Annotated in this window: 18 protein-coding genes and 1 tRNA gene; 13 read left to right on the forward strand and 6 right to left on the reverse strand. The window is 64.8% G+C overall.

Going from position 1 to position 15,793, the window contains the following annotated elements:
* Positions 1–13 precede the first annotated feature (13 nt).
* The 3 genes from ABZ909_RS25455 to aceE form a co-directional block, all read right to left on the reverse strand.
* Positions 14–928 carry an ACP S-malonyltransferase gene (locus ABZ909_RS25455; RefSeq protein WP_357003833.1) on the reverse strand — a complete coding sequence of 305 codons (915 nt, stop codon included), beginning with the start codon at positions 926–928 and terminating at the stop codon, positions 14–16.
* Positions 929–1,055: 127 nt separating this feature from the next.
* Positions 1,056–2,387, reverse strand: a complete 1,332-nt coding sequence (locus tag ABZ909_RS25460; RefSeq protein WP_357003836.1) for a helix-turn-helix domain-containing protein — start codon at positions 2,385–2,387, stop codon at positions 1,056–1,058.
* A gap of 15 nt (positions 2,388–2,402) precedes the next feature.
* On the reverse strand, positions 2,403–5,270 hold the full coding sequence (gene aceE / locus ABZ909_RS25465) for a pyruvate dehydrogenase (acetyl-transferring), homodimeric type (protein WP_357003971.1): 2,868 nt from the start codon (positions 5,268–5,270) through the stop codon (positions 2,403–2,405).
* A gap of 366 nt (positions 5,271–5,636) precedes the next feature.
* On the opposite strand from aceE, the gene ABZ909_RS25470 reads away from it, so the two are divergent.
* From ABZ909_RS25470 to ABZ909_RS25485, 4 genes are all read left to right on the forward strand, one after another.
* Positions 5,637–6,071, forward strand: a complete 435-nt coding sequence (locus ABZ909_RS25470) for a hypothetical protein (RefSeq protein WP_357003839.1) — start codon at positions 5,637–5,639, stop codon at positions 6,069–6,071.
* Between the two features lie 160 nt (positions 6,072–6,231).
* Positions 6,232–6,654, forward strand: coding sequence for a DUF3052 domain-containing protein (locus ABZ909_RS25475; RefSeq protein WP_357003973.1), 423 nt, complete (start codon positions 6,232–6,234; stop codon positions 6,652–6,654).
* Positions 6,655–6,762: 108 nt separating this feature from the next.
* Positions 6,763–7,227 carry a peroxiredoxin gene (locus ABZ909_RS25480; RefSeq protein ID WP_357003841.1) on the forward strand — a complete coding sequence of 155 codons (465 nt, stop codon included), beginning with the start codon at positions 6,763–6,765 and terminating at the stop codon, positions 7,225–7,227.
* Between the two features lie 61 nt (positions 7,228–7,288).
* Positions 7,289–7,360 (forward strand) — tRNA-Val (locus tag ABZ909_RS25485).
* An 88-nt stretch (positions 7,361–7,448) separates the two neighbouring features.
* Here ABZ909_RS25485 and ABZ909_RS25490 read toward each other — a convergent pair.
* Positions 7,449–8,549 carry a tyrosine-type recombinase/integrase gene (locus tag ABZ909_RS25490; protein WP_357003843.1) on the reverse strand — a complete coding sequence of 367 codons (1,101 nt, stop codon included), beginning with the start codon at positions 8,547–8,549 and terminating at the stop codon, positions 7,449–7,451.
* An 85-nt stretch (positions 8,550–8,634) separates the two neighbouring features.
* Between ABZ909_RS25490 and ABZ909_RS25495 the strand changes: the two genes are divergently transcribed.
* Positions 8,635–9,201 carry an HD domain-containing protein gene (locus ABZ909_RS25495; RefSeq protein WP_357003845.1) on the forward strand — a complete coding sequence of 189 codons (567 nt, stop codon included), beginning with the start codon at positions 8,635–8,637 and terminating at the stop codon, positions 9,199–9,201.
* On the opposite strand, the gene ABZ909_RS25500 is transcribed toward ABZ909_RS25495, so the two are convergent.
* Positions 9,178–9,648: an NUDIX domain-containing protein gene (locus ABZ909_RS25500; RefSeq protein WP_357003848.1), complete on the reverse strand. Its 471-nt coding sequence runs from the start codon at positions 9,646–9,648 to the stop codon at positions 9,178–9,180. The two genes, ABZ909_RS25495 and ABZ909_RS25500, sit on opposite strands and share 24 nt — an antisense overlap.
* Positions 9,649–9,660: 12 nt before the next feature.
* Complete coding sequence (locus ABZ909_RS25505) at positions 9,661–10,440, reverse strand: DUF5919 domain-containing protein (protein WP_357003850.1); 780 nt, start codon at positions 10,438–10,440, stop codon at positions 9,661–9,663.
* A 118-nt stretch (positions 10,441–10,558) separates the two neighbouring features.
* Here ABZ909_RS25505 and ABZ909_RS25510 point away from each other — a divergent pair, with 118 nt between their 5' ends.
* The 8 genes from ABZ909_RS25510 to ABZ909_RS25545 all read left to right on the forward strand — a co-directional run bounded on the left by ABZ909_RS25510 (position 10,559) and on the right by ABZ909_RS25545 (position 15,781).
* A complete protein-coding gene (locus ABZ909_RS25510; RefSeq protein WP_357003851.1) occupies positions 10,559–10,780 on the forward strand; it encodes a DNA-binding protein in 222 nt (73 codons plus the stop codon).
* A gap of 160 nt (positions 10,781–10,940) precedes the next feature.
* The gene (locus ABZ909_RS25515) at positions 10,941–11,186 is read left to right on the forward strand and encodes a hypothetical protein (RefSeq protein ID WP_357003854.1); all 246 of its coding nucleotides are present in this window, start codon (positions 10,941–10,943) and stop codon (positions 11,184–11,186) included.
* Positions 11,179–11,934 carry a hypothetical protein gene (locus tag ABZ909_RS25520; RefSeq protein ID WP_357003856.1) on the forward strand — a complete coding sequence of 252 codons (756 nt, stop codon included), beginning with the start codon at positions 11,179–11,181 and terminating at the stop codon, positions 11,932–11,934. Before ABZ909_RS25515 ends, ABZ909_RS25520 begins: the two co-directional genes overlap by 8 nt.
* 2 nt (positions 11,935–11,936) lie before the next feature.
* On the forward strand, positions 11,937–12,185 hold the full coding sequence (locus ABZ909_RS25525) for a hypothetical protein (protein ID WP_357003858.1): 249 nt from the start codon (positions 11,937–11,939) through the stop codon (positions 12,183–12,185).
* Entirely contained in the window at positions 12,182–14,260 is a 2,079-nt protein-coding gene (locus tag ABZ909_RS25530; protein WP_357003860.1) for a hypothetical protein, read from the forward strand. Before ABZ909_RS25525 ends, ABZ909_RS25530 begins: the two co-directional genes overlap by 4 nt.
* Complete coding sequence (locus ABZ909_RS25535; RefSeq protein ID WP_357003863.1) at positions 14,257–14,433, forward strand: hypothetical protein; 177 nt, start codon at positions 14,257–14,259, stop codon at positions 14,431–14,433. The genes ABZ909_RS25530 and ABZ909_RS25535 overlap by 4 nt, the downstream gene beginning before the upstream one ends.
* Complete coding sequence (locus tag ABZ909_RS25540) at positions 14,430–15,329, forward strand: hypothetical protein (protein WP_357003866.1); 900 nt, start codon at positions 14,430–14,432, stop codon at positions 15,327–15,329. The genes ABZ909_RS25535 and ABZ909_RS25540 overlap by 4 nt, the downstream gene beginning before the upstream one ends.
* The gene (locus ABZ909_RS25545; RefSeq protein ID WP_357003868.1) at positions 15,326–15,781 is read left to right on the forward strand and encodes a hypothetical protein; all 456 of its coding nucleotides are present in this window, start codon (positions 15,326–15,328) and stop codon (positions 15,779–15,781) included. The genes ABZ909_RS25540 and ABZ909_RS25545 overlap by 4 nt, the downstream gene beginning before the upstream one ends.
* Positions 15,782–15,793: the final 12 nt, after the last annotated feature.

Here is a 15,793-nt window from a genome sequence, read left to right on the forward strand (position 1 = left end):
GCCGCGAGCCAAGCTAGCTTGCCGCGGTGAGTTCGGCGAGCGCGGGGAGGTCCGTGGGTGTCTTCAGCGCCAGATTCGGGGTGCCCTTGAGCTCCCGCTTGGCGATGCCGACCAGGGTGCCCGCCGGCGGCAACTCTGCCACCGCGGAAACCCCTGCCGCACGAATCGTTTCAGTGCACAGATCCCAGCGCACGGGGCGCGTGACCTGGGCAGCGAGCTTGTCGACCGCGTCCTGGCCGGAGCTGACCGGCTGCCCGTCGAAGTTCGACAGCAGGGTCCTGACCGGCGCGCTGGGCGCGATCTTGGCGATGGCCTCCGCGACCGCGTCCTGGGCGGGAGCCATGAACGCGGTGTGGAAGGCGCCGGCGACCGGCAGTGCACGGACGCGGACCTTTTCGGGCGGGTTCGCGGCAAGGGCTTCGAGCGCCTCGAGCTTACCCGCGGCCACGATCTGACCCACCGCATTGCGGTTGGCCGGAATCAGGCCGAGTTCGTCGAGACGAGCGAGCACCTCCGCTTCGTCACCACCGAGCACCGCGGACATACCGGTCGGCTCGAGTGCGCAAGCTTTGGCCATTTCCGCTCCGCGGATGGCGGCCAGGACCACCGCGTCATCGGCGGAGATGACTCCGGCGACGGCAGCGGCGGCGAATTCGCCGACCGAGTGTCCGGCGACGACTGTATCCGCGGGAAGCGAATCCTGCGGGATTTCCGCGAAAGCCATGAGGGCAGCCGCGACGACGAGCGGCTGGGTGACAGCCGTGTCGACGATTTCTTCGGCGGTCGCAGTCGTGCCCAACCGCAGCAGGTCCAGCCCCGAGGCCTTCGACCACAGCGCGATGCGGTCCGCAGCGCCGGGAAGTTCGAGCCAAGGGGTGAGCATGCCGGGAGTCTGAGAGCCCTGTCCAGGGGCGAGCAATGCGATCACGACTCAAGAAAACACTGTGAAGCCGCTCTCACGAGATGTCGGCGCGAATGAAGCTTGCTTGGCAGTTTTGTGAGGAGTCCACAAAAGACCAAGTGGGCTGTCCGGATCGCCCGATCCTCGAATCTCGTTACACCCTATCCTTCGGATCTGTGATGGGAGTCACATCTGTGGCAGGAGTGGGTGATTCGTTACGAGTTCGTGTCAGCCGACCTACTGTGGCCGCGATACGTAACACATAGGCATCACGCGGATTCATCGGATCCCGGCCCGTGATGTCGGCGATTCGCTTGAGGCGATAGCGCACCGTATTTGGATGAACGAACAGCTGGCGGGCGCAGGTCTCGACGGCTCCACCGCAATCCAGATACGCGTCCAGCGTGTCCGACAGATCGGCGCTGGCGGCGGCCAACGGTAGCACGAGGTGCTCGTTCAGGGCGTCTATGGCCGCGCGGTCGCCGAGCAGGGCGCGTTCGGGCAGGAGTTCGGAGGCGTGCACCGGGCGTGGCGCACCCCGCCAGCCCACCACGGCCTCCATGCCGGCCATCGCCTCCACCGAACTGACATGCGCGGCGGACAGCGCCCGCATGGTCGGGCCGATCACCACCGGACCCTCGGAGAAGGCCTCGGCGAGCAGGTCCGCCAGGAACTGCGACGGATACATCGGGTCACCGAGATGTCCGCTGACTACCATTACCAGCCGCGAACCCTGCACCACGGCGAGCGCGTTGCGGCCGTGCCGCCCGGCCACACTATGTACGGAACTGACAACAGCCACCTGGTCCTTGGGGGGAGTGCCCACAAGAACCGTCGCGGGGGCGGTCGCATCCCAATTGAGAGTGGCCGCACGGGAGAGCATTTCGGGGCCGTTGTCGCCGCGCACCACGGCATCGACGACCAGGGCCTCCAATCGGGTGTCCCACGCGCCGCGCGACTCCGCGGCCGAGGCGTACACCGAGGCGGCGGCGAAACCGAGCTCCCGCCCGTACCGCAGCACCGCCTCGGTGAGCGCCACCAGCTGACGGTCGTTGCGCGCCAGGGCCGGCAGCCACTGCTCGAAGAACTCCATGGCCACCCGGACCATGTCGACGGTCTGGCGCAGCGTCAGCCGCCGTGCCAGATCGTCCGGAATCACTTGGAAGGCATCGAGACTGAAGCGGATATCCGATTCCGGGTCCTGTAGCCACTCCAGGAAGTTCACCACCGCCGTCTGCACCAGCATCTGGACGCCGGCCCGCTGGGCGGCGTCCAGATTGTCGAAGAACGGCAACCGATCCTGCATCGAGGCCACGGCCTCGGTGGACAGGCGACCGGAGAACTGCTTGACCCGTTTCAGGAGGGTGTCCGGAAGCGGGTCGCGCGTCTGCCGATTCGGGGAGAGCGCGCCGGTCGGGAGATAGACCTCATGGGAGGAGGTGCCCTCCTCGTTGATCCGGCGCGGCCTCGGCGGTTTACGTTCCACAGTATTTATGTTCGGTTATGCGTCGCCGCCTTCGGTACCGGGTGCCGCCTTCGGCGCGGCGTTCACGTCGTCGATTGCGTAGCGGCGTGCCGCCTCGGCCACCGTGGCGGGTGAAATCCGGCCCTGAGCAGCGAGACCCTGCAGTGCGGCGACCACGATGGACGCGGCATCCACATTGAAGACGCGGCGCGCGGCCGGGCGGGTGTCGGAGAAACCGAAACCATCCGTACCGAGGGTGATGTATTCGGTCGGCACCCACTGGCGGATCTGGTCGGGCACCGCGCGCATCCAGTCGGAGGCGGCGACGACCGGACCCTGCGCCTTGGACAGCACCTCGGTGATGTAGGGCAGGCCCGGATCCTGGTCGGGGTGACGGAGTTTGGCGATCTCCTTCGCGAGCGCCTCCTTGCGGAGCTCGCCCCACGAAGTCACCGAGTAGACATCGGCCTGCACACCCCACTCCTGGGCCAGCATCTCCTGCGCGCGCATGCCGTCGGGCATGGTGACGCCCGCGACCAGGATATTGGCGCGCAGGTCGCCGGCGCCGCCGGGTCGGTACAGATAGATGCCCTTGAGCAGGCCCGCCACGTCCAGGTTCTCCGGCTCGGCCGGTTGGACGTAGGGCTCGTTGTAGAGGGTGATGTAGTAGAAGATGTCCTCGCCGCCGAATTCGTGGTGCACCGAATGCGATTCGGGATCGGTGCCGGGCAGCGCCTCCTGATAGCCCTGGGCCAGGCCGCCGCCGTACATGCGGCGCATGCCGTCGCGCACGATGTGGGCGATCTCGAAGGAGAAGGCCGGATCGTAGGCGACACAGGCCGGGTTGGTGGACGCCAGCAGCAGCGAGTGACCGTCGTTGTGCTGCAGGCCCTCACCGGTGAGCGTGGTTCGCCCGGCGGTAGCTCCGAGCACGAAGCCGCGGGCCATCTGATCCGCTGCCGCCCAGAGGCCGTCGCCCGTGCGCTGGAAGCCGAACATCGAATAGAAGATGTACAGCGGGATCATCGGCTCGCCGTGGGTGGCGTAGGAGGTGCCGACCGCGGTGAAGCTCGCGGTGGAACCGGCCTCGTTGATGCCCTCGTGCAGAATCTGGCCGATGCTCGACTCTTTGTAGGCAAGCATCAAATCCGCGTCGACCGACGTGTACAACTGGCCGTTGCGGTTGTAGATCTTCAACGAGGGGAACCATGAGTCCATACCGAAGGTGCGGGCCTCGTCGGGGATGATCGGGACGATGCGCTTGCCGATCTCCTTGTCGCGCAACAGCTCTTTCATCAGGCGCACGAAGGCCATGGTGGTGGCCACCGCCTGCTTGCCCGAACCCTTGCGAACCGAGCGGTAGGCTTCGTCGCCAGGAAGTTGCAGCGGCTTTGCCAGCGTGCGGCGCTCGGGGACGAAACCGCCCAGCTGCTTGCGGCGATCCATCATGTACTGGATCTCGGGCGCGTCCTGGCCGGGGTGGTAGTACGGCGGCAGGTACGGGTTGGCCTCGAGCTCGGCGTCGGTGATCGGAATGCGCTGCACGTCGCGGAACGCCTTCAGATCGTCGAGGGTCATCTTCTTCATCTGGTGCGTGGCATTGCGGGCCTCGAAGTGCTTGCCCAGGCCGTAGCCCTTGATGGTCTTGGCCAGGATGACCGTCGGCTGACCCTGGTGTGCCATGGCCGCGGCGTAGGCGGCGTAGATCTTGCGGTAGTCGTGGCCACCACGCTTGAGGTTCCAGACCTCGGCGTCCGACAGCCCCTTGACCAGTTCCTTGGTGCGCGGGTCGCGGCCGAAGAAGTGCTCGCGCACGTACGCACCGTCATTGGCCTTGTAGGTCTGGTAATCGCCGTCGGGCGTGGAGTTCATCAGGTTCACCAGCGCGCCGTCGCGGTCGGCCTGCAGCAGGGCGTCCCACTCACGGCCCCAGACCACCTTGATGACATTCCAGCCGGCGCCGCGGAAGAACGACTCCAGCTCCTGAATGATCTTGCCGTTGCCGCGGACCGGGCCGTCGAGGCGCTGCAGGTTGCAGTTGATGACGAAGGTCAGGTTGTCCAGGCCCTCGTTGGCGGCCACCTGGATCAGGCCGCGCGACTCCGGCTCGTCCATCTCGCCGTCGCCGAGGAACGCCCAGACATGCTGGTCCGAGGTGTCCTTGAGGCCGCGGTCGTGCAGGTAGTGGTTGAAGCGGGCCTGGTAGATGGCGTTCATCGGGCCCAAACCCATTGACACCGTGGGGAATTCCCAGAAGTCCGGCATCAGCCGCGGGTGCGGGTACGAGGACAGGCCGTGGCCCGGACCGCCGTGGCTGTACTCCTGGCGGAAGCCGTCCATCTGGTCCGTGGTGAGGCGGCCTTCGAGGAAGGCGCGGGCATAGATGCCGGGGGAGGCGTGGCCCTGGATGAACACCTGGTCGCCGCCGCCCGCGTGATCCTTGCCGCGGAAGAAGTGGTTGAAACCGACCTCGTAGAGCGCCGCCGAGGACGCGTAGGTCGAAATGTGGCCGCCCACACCGATTCCCGGCCGCTGGGCGCGGTGCACCATGACCGCGGCGTTCCAGCGGATGTAGGCGCGGAAGCGGCGCTCCACCTCCTCGTCGCCGGGGAACCACGGCTCGTTCTCGGTGGGAATGGTGTTGACGTAGTCGGTGGAGGTCAGCGCGGGGATGGCGACATGGCGCTCACCGGCGCGTTCGAGCAGGCGCAGCATGAGGTAGCGGGCGCGGCCGGGGCCCTCGCGGGTGAGCATTTCATCGAAGGAGTCGAGCCATTCACTGGTCTCCTCCGGGTCGATGTCCGGCAGGTATGACGCCACCCCCTCGCGAATCACTCGAACCCGGCCTCCCGCCGGGGATTTGCGTGCCGATCCATTGGTGGAATTCGACGAAGTCGGGTGCATCAAGTCGGTCAAGACGTTTGCTCCTCGTACACATGGGGTGGGACATCTGGTGTGGCGTCAATACCCCGGGTATCCGCTGGTGGGCGGCATACCCGCAACGATTGGTCTGGGGCGCATCTCACATCCTTGCCGATGATGCGGCCCAGGTCATCATGTCAGCCGGAAATCCAGTACGGTTGCGCAGGGAACCGCGCCGCTCGCGACGCCATCCAACACCGCCGGGCTGGATCGGGGAGGAACCAAGTGAAGCTGCTGAACCCGCGGGGGTTCGGACTGGTGTGCGCGTCCGCGGCGGTGGCGGGAGGAATGGTTCTAGCCGGGTGCGCGAACACCGTCGAGGGTACTCCGACGGCGAATCAGGTTCAGGTGACGTCGTACAAGGCCGAGGCCGCGTCGTCCTCGGCCGCCGCCGCCTCGTCGAAGGCGGCGGCGGCGACCGCCAAGGCGACCTCCGACAACTGCGATCCGTTCCGCAAGATCACCGGGACCGCTGTCGATCGCTACAACGAGTTCGTCGATGCGCACGACGGGAACACGGCCGACCAGATCGCCAAGCGCGACGCGGCGGCGTCCGCGCTCGAGGACGCCGCGAAGACGGTCGAGACTCAGGTGGGTGCGTCGGGTGCCGACCTGCAGGCGGATCTGGGGCAGAAGTTCACCGACTATGTGACCGCGGCGCGGTCGCTGGCCGCGGAGGTGCGGAAGATGACGACCAGCTCGTCGGTGTCGCCGCTGAACGACGCGAGTCACAAGGTCAACGATGCTCTGAGCGCGGTCCGGAACGCCTGCCCGGCCAAGTGAATCGGACCGTTCCCATGGTGTGAAACCGGCTTGTCCAATGGATCTCACCGGTCTCAGATACGACATTTAGGGTGCGATTTCGGCCGATCGGCTTGCGCTGGGGGCATTTACCATGTTCGCTTGCAACTACCTATTGTCGGGAGTTGAGGAGGACACCACCGTGGTCGCCGCGGCGGACGCGCAGAACTACGCTCAGAAGCTTGGCATTTCACACGACATGGTGGTTCAGGAACTGGGCTGGGACGAAGATACCGACGACGCGCTTCGCGCCGAGATCGAGGAAGCCACCGGTTCCGAGCTGCTCGACGAAGACACCGACGAGGTGGTCGACGTTGTGCTGCTGTGGTGGCGTGAGGGTGACGGTGACCTGGTGGATGAGCTACTGAACGTGATCACCCCGCTCGCCGACGACGGCGTCGTCTGGGTGCTCACCCCCAAGACCGGTCAACTCGGCCATGTCGATCCGAGCGAAATCGGCGAGTCGGCGACCCCCGCCGGTCTCACCGCGACCACCCCGGTCTCCCTGGGGACCTGGACGGGTACCAAACTCACCCAACCCAAGACACCTTCCAAGCAGCGCTGAGGCCTCCACTAAGGTTTCAGGTAGGCCGAGTGACAACGGTGGATTTCGTGTGTCTCCACGCCGCGTCGCTCGGTGCTGCGCTCAGGACATGAGGATGGAGGGGAAGGTATGCCGCTCGAGGTCGGTTCGGTCGCACCGGACTTCACGCTGAAGGACCAGAACAATCAGGAAGTCACGCTGTCGAGCTTCCGCGGCGAGAAGAACGTCCTGATCGTCTTCTACCCCCTGGCCTTCACCGGTATCTGCCAGGGCGAACTCTGCAAGGTTCGGGACGAACTCCCCAAGTTCCAGAACGACAACGCCGAGATTCTCGCCATCTCCGTAGGCCCGCCGCCCACCCACAAGATCTGGGCAGCCGAACAGGGCTACACCTTCCCCCTTCTCTCCGACTTCTGGCCGCACGGCGCCGTGGCCCAGAACTACGGCGTCTTCAACGAGAAGTCCGGCTACCCCAACCGCGGCACCTTCGTCGTCGACAAGGACGGCATCGTCCGCTTCGCCGAAATGAACAGCCCCGGCGAGCCCCGTGACCAGCACGCTTGGGAAAAAGCCCTCGCCACACTAGATTCATAAACCGTTGCCCGGACGTCCGCGTCCGGCACACCAATCCACCCCGGGCCCGCCCGGGCGATCGGGGCGTATAGCTCAGCGGTAGAGCACTGGTTTTACACACCAGCGGTCGGGGGTTCGATCCCCTCTGCGCCCACGCTAGAAAAAGCAGGTCACAGCCTGTATTTCATGGGGCAACTTTGACCTTGCGGCTATTTCGTGGGGCAAACGTGGGGCAGTCATCGCTAGCCAAGAACTAGCCGGACCAGGGACCACTGACTTTCACCAAGACTTGCGTACCTCTGTGTTGTTCTGATCGAGGCATGGCCGAGTAGCTTTTGGACCTGTTGAAGTGGAATGCCTGCCCGGACCAATCGGCCGGCGTAGGTGTGGCGTAGATCGTGCGGACGTACCTTCCCGAGCCGACGCCTGTCGTTGTCTTCGCCAACCCAAGCGACGCGTGTCGCTGCATCGAAGCGCTTCTTGAAGTTGTCCTGATCGAACGGACGCTGATCGACATGAGCCAGCAGCAGACCGCTACGAACCTTCCGACCGTCATCGACGTAGGGAACAGATGCGGGAGTCCCGAGTCCGTCTCGCTTGATCACAGCGGTAAGGGTCTTCGTCAGCGCCTCACCGATCGGGATAACCCGCCGCTCGGCGTCCTTGGGAGCCTTCATTCGCTTACCGGCCTTGTCCCATGCCCATTCGATACTGATCGTCTTGCGCTTGAGGTCGATGTGCTCCTTGTGCAGGCCCTGCGCCTCACCTACTCGCATGCCGGTGCCGAGGAGAACATCGACGATCAGTTGGTCGAACATGTCGAGAGGTGCACGGAGCGCGGCGATTTCGTCGTCCTCTAGATGCCGCTCCGGCGAGGGACCGGGCTTCGGTAGGACGATATCTACGCATGGGCTTTTGTCGATCAGGTTGGCCTTACGTGCGGCCGTCATGGAGTTGCTGAGCAGGCGGTAGCACTTTTCGACCGATGTCGGCGCCAGCTCCGCGTGTAGCTCGGAGATCCAATCCTGGACGTCCGATTGAGTGATGTCAGTCAGTATGTAGTTGCCCCACTTGGGCTTCAGGTGCCGGATGATGCGATGGTGATCGGCTTTCCGAGTGCTCTCTTCGATCATCCGTCGCATCTCCCAGCGTGGTTGCCATTCGGACCAAGTCATGGCCGGCGCCTCCCGGTAGATCGACTCGCGCTCGTTGTCCTCCTTGGCTGTAGCCTTGCGTCGCGCAAGGTCTTTGGTCGGGAAGATGCCCGCGCTTCTCTTGACTCCGCGCCTATCGCGGTAGACAGCCCGGTATCGACCGCTGGGTAACTTTTCGGCCCACCCCATGGTTCAAACCTCCATCCGATCCTGACCGCCGCTGAGAACGCCGCTTCGTGTCGACAGGCCTGAATGTCCAGGTAACGTGAGGTTGGTGAGTGAGCTCGTGAGCGACGCCCGGAACCTTGCGGAGGTTCATCTCGGTACGGCATTGCCGCGGCGATGGCGACATGTCAACGGCGTTGCCCGCCAGGGTACTTGGATCGCATCAGCCTTCGGGGTCGAAGCAGACACACTCGTCGCGGCGTGCTGGCTTCATGATGTCGGATACGCACCGCCGTTGGCTAGCACGGGTTTTCATCCACTGGATGGGGCTACGTTCCTGCGCGATCACGGTTGGGATGAGCGCATATGTGCACTTGTAGCCCACCACTCCTGCGCGATCCGCGAAGCGAGATTGCGCGGCTTGGAGAACGAATTGCTGACCTTTGAGGACGAAAATTCGCCTCTGCGAGATGCTCTGTGGTTTTGCGACATGACCACCAGCCCGGACGGGGATTTGGTCGGTGTGGAGCAAAGATTGTCCGAAATCTTGTCACGCTACGGTGAGGGGAGCATCGTGTACGACTTCATCCAGGCGGCCCGCGATGATCTGCTTGCTGCTGTAGAGCGAACCGAAACTCGAATAGTCTGCGGATCAGCCGATGTAAGGCTCGGCTAGCCGAGCGTATCCATGGTCTATCCGGAGCCGTACGGACGGATGAATATTCAAACCGTCCAGCTCGGTCTGTGAGACCCATCGAACACTTGGAGATTCAGGACTTGTATGAAGCTGGCCGCCAACCGGCTTCGCACGGAAGCAGATTGAGAACTGCTGTCGAACTTCGCCATCCGAATATGCCATCACATGATTCGGATTGGAGTAGACGCCGACCAGGCCGGTAACTTCGATCTCAATCCCGGTCTCTTCGCGAGTCTCTCGTATGGCCGTGTCTGCTAGGTACTCGCCGAAGTCCTGTCCGCCGCCGGGGATCGCCCACCGCCCGTTGTCGCTGCGCTGAATGAGCAGCACGCGATTTCGATCGTCCAGAACGAACGCGGTAGCCGCGACAACGATGTTGTTGGCCTTGGGTGCGCTTGGGTCATTGTAGTACTCGATACGTGCCACAGTGCTCCTCGGCTAGTGAGTCGACGGGTACGGCTCGGAGCTCTCCCATATGCTATCGAAGCTCTCGGAGTAGAGCTCGAACAAGCTTCCCTCGAAGAGTCGGCGAAGGTGCATGGCCGGAGACTGCGGTGCCATCCGCCCGTGGACATGCATGTTGATCAGCATCTGATCATCAAATCGGAAAATCGAATTGTAGAGAGTCGTGTCGTGGAGGCGGAACTCGATCCCTGCCTCTCCTGTGACGGGTTCGAAGAACGCCAGTACGTTCCGGATCTTGGCTGCGATCGCGCCCTCGCCGATTCGTTCCTCAGCGGTTCGCTGTCGAACGGTATCGCCCTCCGGATTCCCTAGGAGCAGACGAATTTTCGCGCCGTTCTGCCCCTTTCTTTTCAGCTTCTTCAGAAGCGCTGTGTCATCGGTCAAGAACATTCCGGCGTAGACGAGGATGTCGAGCTGGTTCTCGACCCCGTCGAACAGTTTCAACCATAGATCGCGCGGAACCTCGTGCCGGTGTGGATATACGGTAACCACCTCCGACGCGGCGACCTCTGCTGCGCGTTCGGGCGAAAGCGCGTCCGGCCAGATGAACTGCTCGGATTCCTTCAGCAATGCCGCGAGCTCGAAGCGGTGCTTCGGATAAGGCATTGTCTCGTTTCTGATCCATCGATCAACCGTCTTTGTGCTGACACCGAGTTCGCAGGCCACGCGTTCAGGTGTGAGGCCATGGCGAAGAAGCGCGTCCCGCAACCGATCATTCGGCATGCCAATCCCCTTCAGGACATCTATGGACATCGTAGTTGTCCATCAGACGTCCGGACAAGGCTTTCCGCGGGCTGATGTTGTCCTTCCTGCTCCAGCGAATCTGGCTGTGCCCCAACGAATCAGGGCAAGTAGAGCAAAGGAGGAACGCATGGCAAGGAGACGGACGGTCGATCTGGATAGCCCACTTCCGGAGGACCTGATCACGTTACGGAGTGCCGCACAACTCGCAGGTGGCGTGCACCCCAAGACGATTCGACGCTGGATTGATCTCGAACTCTTGACCGGCTATCGGCAAGGACCGCGGCTGCTGTTCGTCAGCCGACGCGAGGTACTGACATTGGCACAGCCCCTGACGGGTGGTGCGGCATGATCAGCCTTTCGCTTGTGCTGCTCATTGTTGTTCTAGCACTTGGGCTTTTCCTCCCTCAGCTCGGGGTCCTTCTCCTGATCGCAGTGCTTCTGCTGGGTGCGGCCGGTCTGATCTGGAGCTGCTCCAGCCCCTTCAGCCGTCGTCGACGGGGTGGTCGGCGATGAACGACTACTTGATGTTCGGCTACCACGATCGTGACCGGGCGGGCATTCCGGTCTCGCCGATGGCTCTGGCGGTGCTGATGTTGCTCGGGTTCGTGTTCGCCGCGGGCTTGTACCTGGGTGTGCTGCTGTTCGGCACCCGGGAGGCGTTGCCGTCCACCGTGGTGACGTGCCCTGCGCCCGGCATGCAGCAGGTGGCGGTGTGGCCGAAGGGCTGCCCGCGTGAGGCGGTGAGTCATGAGTGAGCCGGGGATTCGGTTGCAGGCGTGGGAGACTCGGCTCTCGGAGTTCACGGCTCAGCAGTACGCGCTGTCGTTCGACACGCTGATCAAAGCCATCGGCAAGAGACCGCGGGACGCGTACCGGTTTTCGTCCCGGTTGAAGAAGCTCGGGCACGCGGAGGTGGCCCGGGTCGATTACGGGTCGCCGGGGCCGTGGCGGAACTCATCGACCTTCGACGAGTCGGAGACCGTCCCGCACGGTCCTCTGTGGCTGTCGCTGACCCGTGAAACCAATTGGGGTTACCTGGAATTCGATCCGGGGGACTGGCGGCCGAAGCCGTCGACGGCGGCGCATCTGACCGCGGTCACGGAATTGCGGCTTGCGCTGACCGGCCTGGAGACCGATCCGCAGGCGTGGACGAGTGAGCGGCTGTTGCGACGCTGGCTCAAGACCGACACCGGACGCCCCGATGTCCACATTCACGATGCCTGGTTCCGGGACTTCACCGACCCGGACAAGGTGTGGGCGATCGAGGTCGAGCTGTCGCGCAAGTTCGGCGACGGCCGCCTCCAGCGCACGATGACCGCCGCACTGGATATCGCCGAACGTAATGACTTGGCCGGCGTCCTCTACTTCGTCCGCGGGGACAGCGTGCGCAAGGCCGTGAAGGGCGTCGCCACTCGGATCGCGCATCAGCGCAACCTCGATCACCTCCCGAATCTCGAAATCCATGACCTCGACGCCACTTTGGCGCGCAAAGGAGTGCAGTAACCATGCCCCAACCCAGGAAAAACCGTCCGCTACTGATCCTCATCGACGAGATGGGCGGCGCATCGGATACCGATCTCACACGCCAGATGCGAAGGGCCTTCGCCCGGCTGGGGATTCCCCCCGAGCACGTTGGTCTGTGGCCGAACATTCCGTGCCCGGATCTGTGGGCGATGCCCGCGAAGGACATCCGCAAGGAGTTGGAGCGGCTCCTCGATCAGTCACACCTGCCGGGTGGGGAGGTGCAGTCATGACCGGATGTGTCCCGTTGATCACCTCGCAGGACTGCGGCACCACCCCCGCCGTACCGCCCGCGCCGACCCCGGTCGCCCCGGTGCCCGATCCGCCGCCGTCGTCGCCGGAGGTCGTGGTGAATTCGGTTGCCCCGCAGACACCTTCGCCGGACCGGTTCGAGAACTCCTCGCTGCCCAATGGCTGGCATGCCCCGAACTGGCACCTGCACATCTCCAGCGTGACCGACGTGATCGCCTGGCTGGGCACGCTGCTGCTCGGGCTCGGGTTCCTGGTCGGGCTGGCGGTGGCGATGGTGTGGTTGGCGCACTGGCGGCGCTGGGATGCCCGGCAGGTCCGCAACTACGCCCTCGGCGCGCTGGTACTGCCGCTCGGGGCCATGGCCATCGCGAACTCCTGGTTCGCAGCCCCGTCCCTGTGGTGGCAGGGCACTCAGGTCTTCGCGCATTCGGGTCCCGGGTCCGGGGCCTTGGTGGCGATGACCGCGGGCTGTCTGCCGCTGGCGTGGGGTGCCGCAGCGGTGTATCGATCGCGGTTCCTGTCCCGGCTCGGTACCGAGGGCGTGGACTCACCGTGGAAGACCCGGCGGCTGCTGCGCCGTCAGCAGCACGGACAGGCCGATGCTGCACGCCGTGCCGCGAAGTATGGTGCGCCGCTGACCACGGGGTGGCTGAAGAACCGTGTCGTGCTGGGGCCGCTGTCGGAGAAGACCGACGCGACGCAGCCGACCACGATCACGCAACTGGCCCAGAAGCGGTCGGCGAAGTTGGAGATCCCGATCGAGAACCTCGGGCACATGATCGTGCTGGGTAAGTCGCAGATGGCTGGCAAGACCACCATGCAAGTCCGTCTCGGCACCGCCCTGTACGAGGCGTACTGGCACCGCTACGTGCGGACCGGCGAGAAGCGCCCATTGCTGATCTATCTGGATTGCAAGGGCGGCAAGGCCGGATTGGCGACGGGCCGCCAGGTGGTCAAGATCGCGCACCGTCAAGGGACCCAGCCACAGCGGATTGCGTTGTGGCCCATCACGAGCCGGTTCGACATCTGGGACATGAACGAGGACGACCAGACCGCCACCCTCGAAACGATGATCAACCCGGTGCAAGCCACCGACGCGGGCGCAGAGCACTTCAAACAGAACCGCATCCGGGTCGTGCAGCTGGCAGTGAAAGCCCCGGGCGGGAAACCCAAGAGCAGAGACGACTTCCTGCAAAGGCTTTCGCTGGACTGGCTCACCAATGCCTGGGCAGGCCACAAGGCGATCCTGGCGGAGATCGCGGATCTTCAGCAGAACAAGCCGCCCGCGATCGGGGATGTGGCGGGCAAGTTCCGCAACATCTTCAACGCGATCGGCGAGGGCTTCGACGGCGGCCGACCCCTCGACTCCTTCGACGTCATCTACGCCACCGTGCCCGGCACCGTCCGCGGCGAGTATGCCCGCGCCCAGGTCGCCGCGATCACGACTCTGATCTCTCAGTTCGCATGCAGTGATCATGACCGGCAGATCATTTTGATCATCGACGAGATGTCGGCGGTGTCGGACAAGACCGGCGGTATCAACCAATTCACCATCGCCGAACGTCTGCTGGGCATGGGCGTGATCGGGATCTTCTCCGCCCAGAACCAATACGGGCTCGGCCAAACCCAGGACGAACGCCGCCGCCTGATGGAGGCATGCCCCTCCGGGGCGCTGCTGATGAATCTCGAAGGCGCAGGCAAGGTCTCGGAAGTCTTCGGCACCCGCCCGGTCACCGAGAACTCCCGGCACTCCAAGGGCGGCAAGGTCGGCGACGAAGGCACCCTGGGCAACCGGGAAACCTTCTTCATCGACCCGAACCGGCTCGCCGAATTCGGCCGCGGGGACGTGGTGTGGGTGCACGCCCTCAAAGCCCAATGGGGGCACGTGGTCCCGGTCGAGCTGGACGAGATCACCGAACTCCCTGCCGACCCTTACCCGGAGCGCTGGGCCACCACACAGCCGCGGGTCCCGCTGCGGGCGGTGCGGGATCTGGATTCCGGGCGTGCCCGCCGCGCCGACTTCGGTGCCGACGGCGAAGGCGGTGAGGTCGCATGACCGACTACCTGCGCCCCATGACCGCCTACGTGGCCACCCAGACCGGCCACCACCACCCCAGTGATGACCACCCCGGACAGGCCACGGCGGACCGCGTGACCGCCCAGGACAGCCGGGCGGACACCACCGAAGACACCCCGGACAACGAGGCGGACAGGGGGTGGACACGATGACCAAGCACACCGACAAACCCCGCGGCCACCGGGTCGCTCAGGCCGGGTTCGTGTTCGGGTCGCTGACCTCAGTGGCCACCAATGTCCTGCACACCTATCTCCCCACTGTCCACATGCCCTCCGGGGTGGCGCTGGTGATCGCGGCCCGCATCGGGTCCGCCGCCTGGCCGCTCGGGCTGCTGCTCAGCATCGAGGTACTGGCGCGGGTGGCGTGGCGGCGTGGCCGTGGCTGGGCATTGGCTCGCTTCGGCGGGGCGGGCACGGTCGCGCTCGGGTCGGCGGTGATTTCCTACAGCCACGTCCGGGACGTGCTGTTGGCCTGGGGATATGGTCATCCGGCCGCCGAGTTCGGGCCGCTGACCCTGGATGGGCTGATGGTGGTGTGCGGGTTCGCGCTGCTGTCACTCACCCCCACCGAGGCAGACGCCCCGACGATCCCAGTTCGACCGAGTGCCGATCAGGCACGCCCGGAATCCCTTGCCGTGCGGGAGATTCCCTTGGCGGCCCAGATCGAAGCGATGGGCGAGCCTGTCCGCTCGGCTCCCGAAGCCGTGGCCATGGTGTCCGGACACGCGGACACGACCGGTGCCGGGGCGGACAGCACCGAGGACAGCGAGGCGGATACCCGCCGCCAGCTGGCACGGGAATTGCACGCCCAGAACTGGAGTCATGGCCGCATCGCCGCTGAACTCGGGGTCAGCAAGCGCACCATCCGCCGCTACGTGTCCCCCGGGGCGGACACCGATCCGGCCACCAGTGGCCACGCGGACACCAGCGAGGACATCCGGGCGGATGCCCCGGTTCCGGCGGACACCAGCGCGAGCGTGCTGCCCGCGGAATGGCTGCGCGGCATCGACACCAACCACCACGACAACCACGAAGGAGTCCTGGCATGAGCACCAACAACAACGGCAAGGGCATCGATTGGGACGGTGAGCTGCAAATGCTCATGGAGTCCTCGGGCATCAAACTCACCGAACTCGTCCGCCCGAAATGGACCACACGAGCCCGCCGCCGAATTCTCGGAGCCCGCGCCTTCATGGCCACGGTCGTGATCACGGGGCCGCTGATGTGGGTCACCGCGGAGTCGGGGGCACCCGAGGCAGCTGTGCTCCCGGTGGTGGTGTGGCTGACGGGCTGGATCGGGTACGGCGCGTGGATCAGTCTGGGCCGCCCGGACTGGAGCATCTCCGCCCATACCGCCCGCGATCTCGGTACCGCCGGATTCGAGGCCGCTTCGCGGTTCTACTTCGCCCATTCCCGTCCCCTGCGCGCCCGCTGGCGGGCTTGGCGGGCCGCCCGTGACCGAGATCGTACCGAGGTCGTCTCGGTGCCGACCATCGCCTGATTCACCACCACT

Origin of the sequence: Nocardia sp. NPDC046763 (genome assembly GCF_040645495.1) — a bacterium.
In the GTDB taxonomy this organism is placed as follows: Bacteria; Actinomycetota; Actinomycetes; order Mycobacteriales; family Mycobacteriaceae; genus Nocardia.

Coding starts and splice junctions, on each gene's coding strand:
- ABZ909_RS25525 (WP_357003858.1), top strand. CDS start 11,937: ATGCCCCAACCCAGGAAAAACCGTCCGCTACTGATCCTCATCGACGAG.
- ABZ909_RS25520 (WP_357003856.1), top strand. CDS start 11,179: ATGAGTGAGCCGGGGATTCGGTTGCAGGCGTGGGAGACTCGGCTCTCG.
- ABZ909_RS25530 (WP_357003860.1), top strand. CDS start 12,182: ATGACCGGATGTGTCCCGTTGATCACCTCGCAGGACTGCGGCACCACC.
- ABZ909_RS25540 (WP_357003866.1), top strand. CDS start 14,430: ATGACCAAGCACACCGACAAACCCCGCGGCCACCGGGTCGCTCAGGCC.
- ABZ909_RS25535 (WP_357003863.1), top strand. CDS start 14,257: ATGACCGACTACCTGCGCCCCATGACCGCCTACGTGGCCACCCAGACC.
- ABZ909_RS25490 (WP_357003843.1), bottom strand. CDS start 8,549: ATGGGGTGGGCCGAAAAGTTACCCAGCGGTCGATACCGGGCTGTCTAC.
- ABZ909_RS25515 (WP_357003854.1), top strand. CDS start 10,941: ATGAACGACTACTTGATGTTCGGCTACCACGATCGTGACCGGGCGGGC.
- aceE (WP_357003971.1), bottom strand. CDS start 5,270: ATGCACCCGACTTCGTCGAATTCCACCAATGGATCGGCACGCAAATCC.
- ABZ909_RS25480 (WP_357003841.1), top strand. CDS start 6,763: ATGCCGCTCGAGGTCGGTTCGGTCGCACCGGACTTCACGCTGAAGGAC.
- ABZ909_RS25510 (WP_357003851.1), top strand. CDS start 10,559: ATGGCAAGGAGACGGACGGTCGATCTGGATAGCCCACTTCCGGAGGAC.
- ABZ909_RS25505 (WP_357003850.1), bottom strand. CDS start 10,440: ATGTCCATAGATGTCCTGAAGGGGATTGGCATGCCGAATGATCGGTTG.
- ABZ909_RS25545 (WP_357003868.1), top strand. CDS start 15,326: ATGAGCACCAACAACAACGGCAAGGGCATCGATTGGGACGGTGAGCTG.